At 30.7% G+C, this 15,245-nt stretch carries 12 protein-coding genes and 1 riboswitch; of the genes, 3 read left to right on the forward strand and 9 right to left on the reverse strand.

The annotated features are described in order from the left end of the window. Positions 1-56: 56 nt before the first annotated feature. Positions 57-266, reverse strand: a riboswitch (cobalamin riboswitch). A 339-nt stretch (positions 267-605) separates the two neighbouring features. Both OA93_RS05545 and OA93_RS05550 read left to right on the forward strand, forming a co-directional pair. Further along, on the forward strand, positions 606-1,448 hold the full coding sequence (locus OA93_RS05545) for a GNAT family N-acetyltransferase (protein WP_039112124.1): 843 nt from the start codon (positions 606-608) through the stop codon (positions 1,446-1,448). A 319-nt stretch (positions 1,449-1,767) separates the two neighbouring features. Continuing rightward, positions 1,768-2,229, forward strand: coding sequence for a DUF1810 domain-containing protein (locus OA93_RS05550; RefSeq protein WP_039112125.1), 462 nt, complete (start codon positions 1,768-1,770; stop codon positions 2,227-2,229). A 92-nt stretch (positions 2,230-2,321) separates the two neighbouring features. On the opposite strand, the gene OA93_RS05555 is transcribed toward OA93_RS05550, so the two are convergent. The 6 genes from OA93_RS05555 to OA93_RS05580 form a co-directional block, all read right to left on the reverse strand. After that, positions 2,322-2,603 (reverse strand): hypothetical protein, encoded by a 282-nt coding sequence (locus tag OA93_RS05555; protein ID WP_131474456.1) that lies wholly within the window; start codon positions 2,601-2,603, stop codon positions 2,322-2,324. Between the two features lie 938 nt (positions 2,604-3,541). After that, a complete protein-coding gene (locus tag OA93_RS25325) occupies positions 3,542-3,859 on the reverse strand; it encodes a redoxin domain-containing protein (protein WP_240474682.1) in 318 nt (105 codons plus the stop codon). Between the two features lie 26 nt (positions 3,860-3,885). After that, entirely contained in the window at positions 3,886-4,179 is a 294-nt protein-coding gene (locus tag OA93_RS25330; RefSeq protein WP_240474683.1) for a redoxin domain-containing protein, read from the reverse strand. Positions 4,180-4,468: 289 nt separating this feature from the next. After that, complete coding sequence (locus OA93_RS05570) at positions 4,469-4,870, reverse strand: hypothetical protein (protein ID WP_039112128.1); 402 nt, start codon at positions 4,868-4,870, stop codon at positions 4,469-4,471. A gap of 263 nt (positions 4,871-5,133) precedes the next feature. Further along, complete coding sequence (locus OA93_RS05575; protein WP_052259386.1) at positions 5,134-5,427, reverse strand: DUF1493 family protein; 294 nt, start codon at positions 5,425-5,427, stop codon at positions 5,134-5,136. 321 nt (positions 5,428-5,748) lie between these two features. After that, entirely contained in the window at positions 5,749-6,147 is a 399-nt protein-coding gene (locus tag OA93_RS05580; RefSeq protein WP_039112129.1) for a hypothetical protein, read from the reverse strand. A gap of 557 nt (positions 6,148-6,704) precedes the next feature. Between OA93_RS05580 and tyrS the strand changes: the two genes are divergently transcribed. After that, complete coding sequence (gene tyrS / locus OA93_RS05585) at positions 6,705-7,910, forward strand: tyrosine--tRNA ligase (protein ID WP_039112130.1); 1,206 nt, start codon at positions 6,705-6,707, stop codon at positions 7,908-7,910. A 199-nt stretch (positions 7,911-8,109) separates the two neighbouring features. Here tyrS and OA93_RS05590 read toward each other — a convergent pair whose 3' ends face one another. From OA93_RS05590 to OA93_RS25545, 3 genes are all read right to left on the reverse strand, one after another. After that, positions 8,110-8,613 carry a hypothetical protein gene (locus tag OA93_RS05590; protein WP_039112131.1) on the reverse strand — a complete coding sequence of 168 codons (504 nt, stop codon included), beginning with the start codon at positions 8,611-8,613 and terminating at the stop codon, positions 8,110-8,112. A 549-nt stretch (positions 8,614-9,162) separates the two neighbouring features. After that, on the reverse strand, positions 9,163-9,552 hold the full coding sequence (locus OA93_RS05595) for a hypothetical protein (RefSeq protein ID WP_039112132.1): 390 nt from the start codon (positions 9,550-9,552) through the stop codon (positions 9,163-9,165). A gap of 10 nt (positions 9,553-9,562) precedes the next feature. Further along, positions 9,563-15,241, reverse strand: a complete 5,679-nt coding sequence (locus OA93_RS25545) for a DUF6443 domain-containing protein (protein WP_346425742.1) — start codon at positions 15,239-15,241, stop codon at positions 9,563-9,565. Between the last annotated feature and the right edge of the window lie 4 nt (positions 15,242-15,245).

The raw sequence follows: 15,245 nt of genomic DNA on the forward strand, positions 1-15,245 counted from the left end.
CCCGCTATAAAATAACAGGCTAATTTTCTTGTTCTTCAACTTTATTCCTCGAAAGTTTTAAACTATGTGATTTTGGCAGGTCTCCTGACTTGTTCCATCTTTAAACAACCTTCTCATCCCGAGAATCGGGACAATGGCATAAGTAACGTTTAAAGACTTATATAGAACTTACAGTAGCGGGTCTGTTCAGGATTTACACCTGATTCCCTTTTAACTATTTTTCCTTAAATTTTAAGAAAAAGTAGACCAAAATTTTGAGCAAATATATAACATAAGTTTATGAAAAAAAGTTCTTATTTAATTTAATTAGAATTAAGACAATAAAATAAGGGCATAATCTGCTAATTTGATAATTTTCATTTATATCCAATAAATTTAAAAATATGACAATATATCAGTTTGAAAACTAGACGATTCTTGTAAAAAAACAATATCTCGATGTTTCGACATCCATGTGGTTACCTCCTATTTTTTAATAAAATGTAAAATAGTTCATCATTGTTTTTTACATAAAATGTATATTTGATTTTCTCTATTTCAATATTTAGAAAACCTTTATAAATTAGAGAAACTCAATCTTAAACTCAAAAAATTTAGCATAAAAAATGGAAGTAAAAAGTTTAGAAAACATTGATATTAAAGATCTATTAGCGGTTATTAATTTATCTTTTTCAGATTATATCGTGCCTTTTAGTCTTAATTTAGAGCAACTTAAAGCTAAGATTTCTGCCGAAAATATTAAATTAGATTTGTCTATCGGAGTTTATGCCGAAGATAAATTAGTTGGATTTATGCTGCATGCTTTAAATACTACAAACGAAGAATTTGTTGCTTATAATGCTGCAACAGGAGTTGTTCCAGATTATAGAGGAAAAGGTTTAGTTGGTAAAATGTATGCTATTTTAGTGCCGAAATTAGAAAATCTTGGCGTTAAGCAAATGGTTTTAGAAGTTATAGAAGGAAATCATCCTGCAATACGAGTTTACGAAAAGATGGGTTATACAATACATAGAAAACTAGATTGTTTTAAAGGTAAAGTACCGGCATTAGATATAAATCCTAAAGTTGATATAAAGAATCTTAAAGAAGCTCAATGGGAATTGTTTAAATCTTTTTGGGATATAGAACCTTCATGGCAAAACGATATTATGGCAGTGAACAATAGTATAGAATTTAGCCAAATTCTTGGAGCTTATATAGATGCTGAATTGGTAGGTTATGCAATATATAATCCTACATCCAAAAAAATTAATCAAGTAGCTGTAGCTCCTAATTATCGCCGTAAAGGAATTGGTACGAGTTTATTTAATCATATTAACAATGCTGTGGATCAAAATGAATTATTAGTATATAATGTTCAGAATAGTTCTGCAGAAGCAAAAGGATTTATAAAAAATTTAAATATACCATATACAATTTCGCAATTTGAAATGAAAAGAAATCTTTAAGTAAAAAAGAAATATAAATTTTCGGTTGTAAAATTAATTAGGCAAAAGAATTAGTGACAATTAGTGTAATTCGTGTTTAAAATTGATTTATAATATTTGAACCTGGACGAAAGTTTACTAAAATTTGATTTTTTTTTATAATTTTTCAACAGAATTGTATATTTAATTATATCAGTTATTTGAAGCTGTTTTTTATAAAATTTTAAGTAAGATTATTACTCAACTTAGTCATAAAACTCACATAGTCTGAGTCTTCCATTAGGAAGAACCTATATTTTTTAGTATTTTTGCACCCTTTTTTACACAATATAATACAACAATGGCACATTCAAACAATGATTTAATCCGTTTTTTAGAAGCGCAAAACCAGCTGTATCTTACCGCTCTTTCTGAAATTAAAAAGGGGAAAAAAGAAACCCACTGGATGTGGTTTATTTTTCCACAAATTACGGGTTTAGGCACTAGCGATACAGCCAATTTTTATGCTATTACCGATTTAAAAGAAGCTACAGAATTTGCAGCACACCCAATTTTGGGAAAACACCTTGTTGAGATTTCTGAGCTTTTATTGACTTTTAAAATGAAATCAGCAGAATCACTTCTGGGAGAGTTAGACGCTAGAAAATTACGTTCTTCGATGACGCTTTTTAGCTTAGTAGAAAACTGCCACCCTATTTTTCAGGAAATATTAAATGCTTTTTTCTCAGGAGAACAAGACCCACGCACTTTGACCATTATTAATTCAATTATAGAGCAATCTATTGAAACAACTACGCTGTAATTATACAGTAATGTAATAGATTATTTACTCAAAAAAAGACACTACATTGTATTTGCTTTCGCAAATCGGTAGTGTCTTTTTAGTTTTGTTAATTAGTAAAGAAATTCATCAATAAATTCGTTTTCTTCATTGATATATAGATAATATGAACTAACATTTACGTCATCATCTTGGTGATGAAGTTCTAATCTTATTTCGATACATGGTGTCGGAATGAATTCATGATCAACTAATATTGAGATTGATTTATTTACAATCTTACTTATGTTGTCTAAATATTCTTTATCAATATTATAATAATACTTAATAGCTAAATTATAAAACTCTTCTTTTTTATCTAATATATCTTTATAGGAATTCATGTTGAGGATCATTTCTAAAATGTAAATTATTCATTCAATTAGTAGTAGTTACAATTTCTGAAGTACTAAAATTTATTATTATTGATAATTTATTTTTTTGATCTCTGCATTAGCTCCTCAAAGTACACATTATAATCAAATACTTGCTTTACGTTTCTTAATACTATAACAACAATTGGCTTTGTATAAATTGAATAGATTGAGTTAAATTATTGAAAATTAGTTTTAATATATAATTGCTTTAAAAAAATATATTACTGAAAAAAGCGCAGTTCTTAAAATAATTACCCAATGTTTTACTATACTTAAACGGTTACCCTCTTTTACAAATAGTTCGTTTTTACTGTTTTTAAGCCAAAACTTATGAAATTTATAAAAGATAAATGAAAAAATAGCCAAACAAACGCTAATAAGCATGTTATATATCATAAACTTTAATTTTATATTACGTAATATTTAGGAAAGGTAAAAATCATCTAACAGATTTCAATAATAGCTATAATTTATGATGTGATTAATTATATGATATCATTTATAAGATATATTATACAGCATATGTAAAAAATGAAAGACGGTATTACAAAATAAAAAGCTTTAAGAGGTTTTTTAAATTTATTTTTAAGATAAAATTGAAGCACTTTTATTGCTAGTATTAAATTAATAATGAAAAGAGGCAAGTGAAAAAAATAGGATAGTATAACTTTTGATCCTCTAATATAAGTACCATAACTATTAATTCTATTATCTATCATAATAATTTCCAAAATTAGAAGGATTATTAGAATAGTAAATGAAATGTAGGAAGTTCTTAGTGTTTTATTTTTCATATAGTTAAATTCCAACCTCTTTTGCTTGAATATATACAAATATAACATTGATTTACAATCAGTGTTTACAATAAGAATTAAAATAAAAAAATTCCCGTTCATTAAAACGTGATTTTATGTAGATCATAATTGTTCAATTAATTCTTGAATGTTTATTCTGTTCATATAATTGGAATCAACAAATTTATAGGTAATACGATAATCGGTATCGATAACAAAAACTGCAGGAATAGGTAATTCGTTGTTATCATTATCGTTATAATCAGATAACTTTATTCCTAGGCTGTTGTAAGTAGGAATTACATACTCTTGAAGTTCAAAAGAAATACCAAGTTGTTTGGCCAAAGCATTATCTTTATCCGTTAATAACTCAAAATCTAGTTGGTGATTATTCTTTAATTCTTTGCTATAATCAGTTTTTTGCGGAGAGATTACTAACAATTTTGCCTTTCTGCCGACAATCTGTTTTAGGTATCCTGCAATGCTTTCAATTCTAAATTACAATACGGACACCAACTGCCTCGAAAAAAAGCTACAATCACTTTCCCGTTTTTAAGAAGCTCTTTTAATTCTATTTTTTCATCATTTGTATTTGAAAGACAGAAATCAGGAAACCGTTCGCCTATCTCGATGCTACTCTCTTCAATGCTCTGATCTTTCAATTCCTCTATGGATTTACTAAATATTTCTAAAACTTCTGTCGGAAGCTGTTTTGCCAAATTTTCATTTAACTCCTCTATCTGTTGCGCTAAAATCTTCATATTTTGTTTACTATTTCCGCAAAGATTTAAAAGTTAATTCAGAACCGCAATACCGCATAAAATTGTCCTTATGGGATAAAAAAGTCAATTTTAAGAAAACAAAGGAATTAGTGATATAATAAAAAAATATCAACTGGAATTTTTAACTTTTATCCGATTGCTATGACAAAATTCACTAATGCTGAGATGGCTAGTCCAATTATAATAAGCCAATGTTTAAAAGTGTCAGCGTATGTAATAAGAACGCTTCGGAGAAAAGGATTGTGCTATTGATATACTATCTAAAATATTATCCACCACCATACATATAAATATCTTTAGTCTGAATATCTTTCTCTTTAACAAATTCAACTTTTTTCTTCATACTACCTAGCACAAAAGTTCCTATATAATTCTGAGGAGGAATCTTCATCCAAAACTTCCCTTTCAAAGTAACTGTTCCGTCATTCTTATTAATAATATACCAACTACTATCACAATCAATTAATACATAAGAATTGCCGTTGTTATATAAATAACTTTTTGCTCCGGTTCCTATATCACCTTGTATCTTGATTTCATAAATATTTTCCTTATTACAAGTTATTAGTAAATAACGATCATATTCTCTCAAAATAGGATTGCTTTTCTCAATCTTAATCTTTATATTTTTTAAACCAATCTTACCCTCACATTCTATTTTTTTTTTCACAAGAAATAAAAGTTAATATTAAAAAGATAAAGTATTTTTTCATTCTAATTAAAATTTATAAAAGTTAAACCTATTGCTAAGATATACGCAACGATAGCGCTGATTTACAATCAGTGCTCACAATAAAAATTAAAAGAAATAGTTTTTGTTTGATAAAACGGAAATCATTTACTATACATTCAATTACATCTAATTTTTAAAACGTTATAAGCATAAGATAGTGTATTACTAACCTTGAAACTTGCAACCGGCACAATCTTATTTTACAACAATTTACCATTAATCATTCCATTGTATAAATCATTAATTCTAATTGGTGATATTGTTTTTTTTAATGCATTAAAAATTCCAGGCTCAGGATAAAAATATTTATCAAACTTAAAATCAGTTATATCAACATTAAATTGTTTACTATAATTACAAATAAGTTCAATCCCATCATCTCCTGTAACACCTAATTCATCTTCTATCAAAGTATCTTTCTTAATTTCTAAATGAAATTCACCGATTTCTCCTCTGATAAAAGAAATAAGCATTTCAAATTTTAAATCTTCCATTTTGTTTTTGTTATAAGCTAGAACAGAACTGTTTGTTAATACTATCGCCTCAATAATGCAATAACAAACTCAAGGTTTTACTTTTTAAACTTGATTGTTCAGATATACGCAACGATAGCACTGGTTTACAATCAGTGTCCACAATCAAAATTAAACTAAAATTTCGTTAGCTAAAATGAGATTTTAAACTAAGTCAAGATTGTTTAATGTGATTCCCTTTGTGGGTGCGAAGTCTGGCGACATTCGCACAGCACTTCGGAGAGCGGGTTTATCAATGTCTTTTAGTTTTTAAAAACAAGAACTACACTATTGAGGCATTACCTAATTGAACTTATTATTATTTACTTGTATGGACTCTTTTCCTTTTTGTGTTGTTGTTGCCCAAAATAGTTCATTCGGAAGTGGTAATTCATAGTTTAACTTTGACCATCTTAAATCAATTTCTTTAATAAATTTAGAAATATCATCATCTGAATCATAATAATATGATTCAAATTCAGTTTCACTTACATAGTAAACATCTATTAATTTTTCGTGCATTAATTCTTGTAGTATTTTTAATGTAAAAAATATTTTACTTTCCTTACTTACAATACTATCAAATTCACCTAATACTGAGATCATCATATCCGCAAAAATATAATCATCTTCTCCAAAAACCAAAATTTTATCTTTAATATAGTCCCAATCCATAGTTTTAGTAATTAAATCTTCACTCATTCTGGGATTCAATAAATTCTAATGTTTAATAATTTAAAAACCCTTTTGTAGAAAAGTTACGCAATTAAATGATACCCCGATTTCTCAGATATCCGCAAAGATATCGTTGAATTAAAATCAGTGCCTGCAATCAAAATTAAACTAAAATTTCGTTAGATAAAACGAGAATTTAAACTAAATCAAAATTGTTTTATGTCATTCTCTTTGTAGGTGCAAAGTCAGGAGATATTCAAACACCGTTTTTATTAGAATACTTCGAAGAATGAGGAACGTCTGACTGCATTTTTCAATAATACGTAAATAGAAGTACTTTAATTATTTTCTTAATTATCAATGTATAAAAACTTGTAGATAAAACAATAAAAATTACCTTTGCTTACCAAATGAAAATTTTGAACAACATATTACATTTAACTTTTTTCAGCACTTATTATTATAGAATAGTATCTGTTCGGAAAGATTATGTATATATGTCAAAGTAAATCAATAAGAAAAAAGACTTTAATTATATAACCTAAAGCCCGAGCAGATGCTCGGGCTTTTTTATTTAAAAAAAAATGGAAACAATAAAGAAATTAAAAGAAAACGTAGAAATCATTCTTCCTAAAAATGGATTGGAAGAAAAAATGGAACAAGCTAAAAAAGAAAATCGAAAGTTGATTATCAAACTTGGTTTTGACCCGACTGCCCCTAACTTGCATTTGGGACATGCTGTTGTTTTGAAAAAACTAAAACAATTTCAGGATTTAGGACATCAAATTGTGATTCTGGTTGGAAGTTTTACAGCAAGAATTGGTGATCCAACAGGAAAAAATAAAAGTAGAAAACCTTTATCTATCGAAGAAGTTCAGCATAATGCAGAAACTTACCTCAATCAGTTATCTCAAATAATTGACATTACAAAAGCAAAAATTGTTTTTAATTCTGATTGGTTAAACGAACTGTCATTTTCTGAGGTTATTCAGATATTATCAAAAGTTACTGTTGCTCAGTTAATGCACCGAAACGATTTTAACAAACGCTTTACCGAAAATACACCTATAGCAATGCATGAATTGATTTACCCTATTTTACAGGGATTTGACTCTGTAAAAATTAATGCAGATATTGAAATGGGTGGTACAGATCAGCTTTTTAATTGTACGATGGGCAGACAATTGCAGGAAACTTTTGAAATGAATCCTCAAATTGTTATGTGCATGCCATTGTTGAAAGGGCTTGATGGAAAAGAGAAAATGAGTAAGTCACTCAATAATATCATCGGATTAACAGACGAACCAAACGAAATGTTTGGAAAAACGATGTCTATTCCCGATAGTTTGATTGAAGAGTTTTTGAATTTGACCACCGATTTTTCAATTGTAGAACAGCAATTAATAAAAGAAAGACTGGCAAACGGAGAAAACCCAATGAATATCAAAAAAATAATTGCACAAAACATCATTACACAATACCATAACAAAGATGAAGCTCAAAAAGCAGAAGATTTTTTTACCAACCAATTTCAAAACAAAAACTTTCAAGAAAAAACATTTGAGCCTATTTTATTTTCTTCCATTCAATTTGAAAATGGGGTAATTAGTTTGGTAGATTTATGTGTACAATTAAAAAAAGGACATACTAAATCAGCTATTAAAAGACTTATTGAAAGTGGAGCTGTTCAAATTGACAATGAAAAAATCACTGAACCTTACATGCATATTGAACTAAAAGTAACATCTAAAATTAAAATTGGAAAAAGAGATTTCTATGAGCTAAAATAATGATACTTCCTGATATCAAATTAGATACAATAAATAAGGAGTTCATATTTTAGCACTGATATTATTTGAATTAGTTTAAAATACTTCGGAGATGTGGGACATTCTACTCCATAATTAAACCTCGCCAAGTATTGGCGAGGTTTAATGTATTTTCTTTTGATTGTGAGTGCGAAGTCGGAGACGTTCGCACAGCGCTTCGTTAGAATACTTCGGAGAGCGGGGTAACTTTATATGTTCCACTTCCATCAAAGTCATTTTCTGAATCTGAACCTGCTAAGACTAATCCAACGTCTACCAACTTAAACTTTGAAATTATTTGTTTCCAATATATTTCATTTATCAATTCATTTTCTGAATCAACTAAATCTTCATAATTGAAATCTTTTAAAAATTCTATTAATATATCTTCTGAAATGAATACTATTAATCCTGTATCAGTCGAAAAAAAAGAGAAATCTTCTAAAATAACTTCATCATAATCTACTTTTATAATCTGATTTATATAAAAAGTACTCTCATCTGGTTTATATAGTGCAAAAGGTGTATCTGTATAAAGAAAAACCTCCTTTCTAATATCTTCTGGCAAAGAACTAGCTTTTAAAAATTCATTTTTTATATCTGTCAAATAAAGAACATCAATAATATAATATTGACTGTATACATTCAATTCTAAAGATTCATTATTAATAGACACGTTTTTCATCTTTCTTTATTTTTTATCTTTCAGGGAACATACCTATTCCCACTACCATGTACAGAGTTTAAGTGATTTTTCACACTCATTTGAATTGTGTAATCATCTATGTTTTTAATTCCTCTACTTGCAAACCATTTTCTAAAATGTTGAGAAAGGACATGATGTTTATGAAGCTTCCCAGATTTAAGTGAACCAATTATTGTTCTCTAGATCGCTCTGATATACGCAAAGATAGCGCTGATTTGGAATCAGTGCCCGCAATCAAAATTAAACTAAAATTTCGTTCGCTAAAACGGGAATTTTATTTAGGACATTATTGTTTTATGTGATTCTCTTTATGAGTGCAAAGTCTGGCGACATCCGCACAGCTTGTATAAAGAGCAATTCGGAAAGGTGGAACATTCTGCTTAATAAATGAAACCTCGCCATTTCTGACGAGGTTTCATTGGTTTAAATGATTCGCTTTGTGGGCACGGAAAGGATTTCCGCGCTATCGTTGCGCATATCCGAGCGGTCGGGTCACCTTCTCATTTGTTCCGCCAATGGACATTATTTTTACTTCTCCTTATATTTCTTTAAATATTCATTGGCAATTTCTTTTGTTTTATTATCTATTTCAGTTGAATTTAAAATTTCATATACATCATAATACGCTTGATTATAATTATATTTATTAGCCATTATAAGTGCATAATACAATGCTGATGTTCTTTTTTGTTCAGCAATATTATATATAGATTGAATTTCAAAATAAGCTATAGTGTCGCCGTATTCTGTGACTCTTTTGCTCAAAGAATCCATAAGGACAAGATTATTCAATTTCTTTTGAAAGTAACTAGCTGAATTTTCAGATTCCACGATTTCATCAACGTCATTTTCTTTCTTACAAGCTGCGAAAATTATTAATAAAATAAAAAAATTCAAGGCAATTTTAATTTGTTTCATAATGATTGTTTTATTTTTTTCTAACTCTTTTTAAGACATCTGTATACAGTTCTCTACTTACTCTTACTCCGTTTTTATACGAAACCATATAACCTAGTTCATTGGCAGAATGTTGAATTGATTCAATTCCTGCTATTTTGTATTTATCACTTTTTAGTTTTACAAATCTATAAAATCCTTCAGCTCCTACTACTCTCATTTTTGGGTGTGCTTTAGAAATTATTTGTGCCAAATTAATCCCATTCCTATCATTAGTTGCACCAGAGTTACATGAAAATAAAAAAAGAACAGTTCCTGCTTTGTCTTTGGCATTGACCCAATTTGGGCTCATTTTTTCCATCATAGCCTCAAATGCTTTTAAAGTAGTAATATTGCCGCCATTTATATAGTCAGCCATGAGACCTGGTGCACCATGCGTCCAAACACTAAATACTCCATCTCCATCATTATATTTCCTAGTATTTACAACACTATTAAAAACATCACCTTTAAATGCAGTGAATAGATTAACCGGTGGCTCACTATCATTATTTACTGTTTCATCACTTTTATTTTCGCTCTCATTACTGCCCATACCTTCACTAGATGAAATAGTTTTGTCATTTTCATTATCCTCTCCTTTATTATTACTACTTTCAGTTTTGTATTGATCACTCCAGTGTCCTCCATTTTTATTCAAAAATTTACTTTTAAAAAAAGTACTTGCTTCCATCCCGTCTGGGTCTATGAAAAATACAGGATTATTAAGAGCGTATGTGTATGGTGAAAAACGTCTTGATGTCTCTGATAATGGATCAATATTCATCCAACGTCCCAAAGTAGGGTCATAATTTCTTGCACCATAATCGTACATGTTCAGTCCCAGTTCATCTTGTAGCTCTTTACCGTTGTACTTATATTTGTAATTCGACTGGTTATCTTCTGCATTATATCCTTGATGTTTTAAACCAAACGGATAATAATTATTTTCTTCAAAAATCTCAAGAACGTTTGCAGCATTTTTTTTGTAACTAACACGAACATTTCCTAAATGATCCGTATAATTAAATACATAATTGTAATTATTCGTTCCATTTACAAACGTATTATTTACATACCCCTCTGCCGTTGGGAAAAATTGCAACGTAGGTGTAGATGGAATTTCTTGATTTACCGACTGGCCTCTTAACGCATTATTCCTATTGTTTTCTATAGGTGGAGGATCTGTACCATCAATAGGAGGATCTTTAGGGCCTTGTGGATCTTCAGGTACAGGAAGATCTCCACCACCTTGGTTTTCTCTATAGTAGTACTGGAACCCTCCCAAATAATTGGTGTAGGTATTAATCGTTCCTTCTGTTATAATTTTTTCTATCTTTTGACCTGCTGCGTTGTAAATATAAGTAATTGAATTTCCAGCTCCAAAAGTTATTTGAGTTGGCAAATTAAGATGATTATAGTGTATTTCGGTAATATTTTTGTTTTCATCTGTGATCAAATTACCGTTAGCATCATAGCTATAATCGTCTGAACTGTCATTATATCCATTACTATCATCCTTAAATCCTTGCGGAGAATTAGAGGTATCGCTTACTTTCATCAACTGGTTTGAGCTATCTGAATAAAAATATCCTAAATTATCCATGTCTCCAACATAAGGATTACTTAATACCCCAGCCATGAACTTACGCTGTAGTCGGATAATATTTCCGTTTTTATCGTAATCCAGATTCTCTCCAAAATAATTCTTGTTATCTGTAAGATTTGGAGTTTGATAGGTAGCATCTTTCAAACGGTTCAATTGGTCGTATTTATATCCATACCCTCGTGTAACACCAGTAATATCATTTCCAGTTATCCAGGAAGTTTCTGCGATATTACCGTTATATAGTTTTTGGGTAGCTCCTGCATCCCAATCAACTTTATTATAATTAATCTTAAAAGCAAATAAATCCTTTGGATCAGTATCTTGCTGTAGATTATCTGTTTTATTTATTCCAGTTAACCAGCCTCTTATGTTATAACTATAATCAATTTTTTGAAGAGGATTTCCAGTGCTTTCGCCTACCTTTTTAGCTTTAAGTTGTCCTAACACATCATAAATATTTTCGGCAAGAAGTTGCATTACCCCTCCGTTAATTTGGTGTGTATGGGTAAGTAGGAGACTTTGTGCTGAATAAGTAAATTCTTCTCTTACCGTAAGCTCTACGTCTCCTGTTGCACGCCTATGTTTGGTTGTTGTATACAACAGTTTTCCTGAAAAATCTAGTTTGCTATCAATACCCGTATATCCGCCTAAATAGTTTTGAGAATAACTGCGTATCGTTCTTGCTTTACTATCATAAAAAGTGCTTGTAGTTTCTCCCGAAATCACAAAAGCTGATCTAAGTACTCGTATCCATCTACCTGTTGCCAACCCTTTAGCATTAGCCAAAACAGCTTGTCCTTCGATAGTTGTAGCTATAGTCGAAACATTAGGATACTCATAATTGTCATAATAGTTTACTGTAAGTAACTTAAAACTAGTTGGTGCTATAAGATTACTGTAATTGGCAGCAATTCCGTCAATCATACCCGATGTTTGTTTGGTTTCGAATAATTTTATTGCTGTATTTTGTGCATCTTGCATGTTTTTTCTGCTCGAACTATTTGAGGTAGAATTTAACCAGCCAGTATAAATTGGTCTGCTAAAAGCATCATATTTAGTTATTAACCAACCTATTGTTGTTTCTCCTTTAAAGGGAGAATTTGCAGGTCCAGTAGCCACAGGACGATCCAATTTATCGTACACAATAAACTCCCATTGCTTTCCTGGTAGTTTCTTCTCGACCAAACGGTTGCGATAATCGTATTTGTACTGGTAACATAACCCTTTTAAAACTTCGTCACTTATAGCTCCATCAGCTTTTGGAGGAATTACATAGGTTAGATTCCCGTAATCATCATATACATAATAGGTATCGTATTTTTGTTGTGATTCGTAGCTTCTCTTTAAAATTACCTTGCCTTCTCTATCTTTAAATTCTACTGTGCTTCCTGCTGTTTCGGTTGGATTTGCCGAAGTGTTCTCATCGTAAGTTACCATTTTAGATAACTCATTAGCATCGTAAAATAACCCATTATCCGAAAAGGAAATATCAAATATTCCCGCCGAAGCATTCCAGCTTGTAGTTGCTGTATATAATTTTACTTCACTACCTGAATTAGTTTGGTAATCCAATTTAATTTCATGACCTCCGCCCATAGCCCAGTCCGTTCCAGGAGCAGCTTGTTTTAGAACTCTGCTAAGAGGAGATGATTCTAATTCCTTTACAGAAAAAGGATTTGCTGTATTTTCATATTTTTCTGTATTATAAAAATTAATAGTATTTACATCAGCATTTGCTTCATAAGCCATATTAGTTGATGTTGCTTCATAAGGCAAGTATTCCTTCGTTTGTCGGCCAAAATCATCATAGCCAATATGTGTTATAATATCTTTACCCAAATTAGATTGCTGATTAGCAATTTGTTGTATTGGTCTGCCTAATCCATCAAAATAAGTAATACTAGTTTGAGCTTGATTAGGTGATGGATTCGATAAAACAGTTTTAACTGGCTCTTTGTAATTTGTCGTTATGACATAATTATGATCTGATGAAGGATTTTTAATACTAGAACAATCTGGATCTGAGCCATAAAGCAATGGACAATTATCAGAGTAATTATCTACATAATTCCCAGCCGGTTTGGTACATTGTTGCACAAAATTAGAAGGATCTCCCAAGCCATCAACTTCGTTATCTGCATACCATTTTGTATTGGGATTTATAAGTATAGCTCTATCATCGCAATCTGAAGCATTGGCTACATAACCTGTAGGCTGAATACTGTAATACAGGCTTACATTTGGATTCCCAAAAGTATCTTTATCAAAATCTTCATAAAAAGTTTGTGGAGGAATATTAGTAATATTTCCGGTTCTATCGTTATAGTCTGAATTATTCGTTACATATCCTACAGGCTGAATACTGTAATACAAACTTACATTTGGATTCCCGAAAGTATCTTTATCGAAATCCTCATAAAATGTTTGTGGAGCGATGTTGGTAATAAACTCTGTTCTATCATCATAGTCAGAATTATTGGTTACATATCCTGTAGGCTGAATACTGTAATACAAACTTACATTTGGATTCCCAAAAGTATCTTTATCAAAATCCTCATAAAAAGTTTGTGGAGCTATATTGATAATATTACCTGTTCTATCATCATAGTCTGAATTATTAGTAACATACCCATCAGGTTGAACACTACATCTAACACTCACATTCAGATTCCCAAAAGTATCTTTATCAAAATCTTCATAAAAAGTTTGCGGAGGAATATTAGTAATACACCCTGACTCATCATCATAATCACTGGCATTATCTACATAATTAGCAGGTGGGATACATCTATCTAGCGTAGTTGTACTTCGTCCATAAGTATCCCCATCTTTGTCATAGTACCAAGTTCTAACATACTTATATGACGGGTTATAATCATCACAATCGTCGAAATTTTGAACATACCTGTCTGGTTTTGTACAACTTTGGATAAATACAGAAGCATCACCAGCTCCGTCTCCATCATTATCAAAATACCAAATATTATTAGGATGTATTGTTACATTGCCATCATCACAATCTCCAAACTTATCAGTATACCCCTCAGGTCTTGTACAATTCAATACAAAATTAGCAGTCACACCAAATCCATCACCATCCACATCACGATACCATATTGTATATTTATCTATTTCTGGATTATCATCATCACAATCGCCTCCTCTTCTTACATATTTACGAGGTGCAGCACATCCTTTAACTGTTATATTATCGTTTCCGCCACCATCGCCATCGTAATCATAATACCAAACCGTATCAGGATTTAGATCTGTAGCTGCATCGTTACAATCAGTATCATTATCTACATAATCTGTAGGTTGGGTGCAGCTTACTACCGTTACTGCGCGATTTCCAAAACCATCATGATCTCCATCAAAATACCAAACCGTCTTAGGATTTATTAATTTTTCTCTATCATTACAATCCAGATTATTGGTTACGTAACCATCAGGCATTACACTACAGTATATTGTCTCGATTGTACTACCATAAGTATCTTTATCAAAATCTCTGTAAAAAGTCTGTGGTGTAATATTGGTAATCGCTCCATTACCATCATCAAGATCCCATGGATTTAATACATAATCTGCTGGCTGTAAACAACTGGTTGTAGTAATAGAATGGTTTCCAAAACTATCATGATCGCCATCAAAATACCAAACCGTCGTAGGCTTAATCGCACCATTATTATCATTACAATCTTGATTATTGGTTACATAGCCAGGTGGTTGTAAAGTATAAAACACACTGGAATTGGGATTCCCGTAAGTATCACCATCTATATCCTCATAGAAATATTGGGTAGGAGGCCTATTGGTAATATACTGATTGTTATCATCTAAATCGTCACCCTCCGATACATATCCCTCCATTGGTTCTGTACTCATATAATATTTGGCTGGATTCCCAAATCCATCTCCATCAACATCTCTATACATTTTAACAGGACGGTCACCACCTCCACCTCCACCAGGAGGGGCAGCTTTAAGGATTTTAGCCTGTCCATATCCTAATGAAACTATTAAGAATAGTAGTAAGAAACTGTATATATATTTTTTCATCGTT

It is taken from the genome of Flavobacterium sp. KMS (genome assembly GCF_000813005.1).
Lineage (GTDB): Bacteria > Bacteroidota > Bacteroidia > Flavobacteriales > Flavobacteriaceae > Flavobacterium.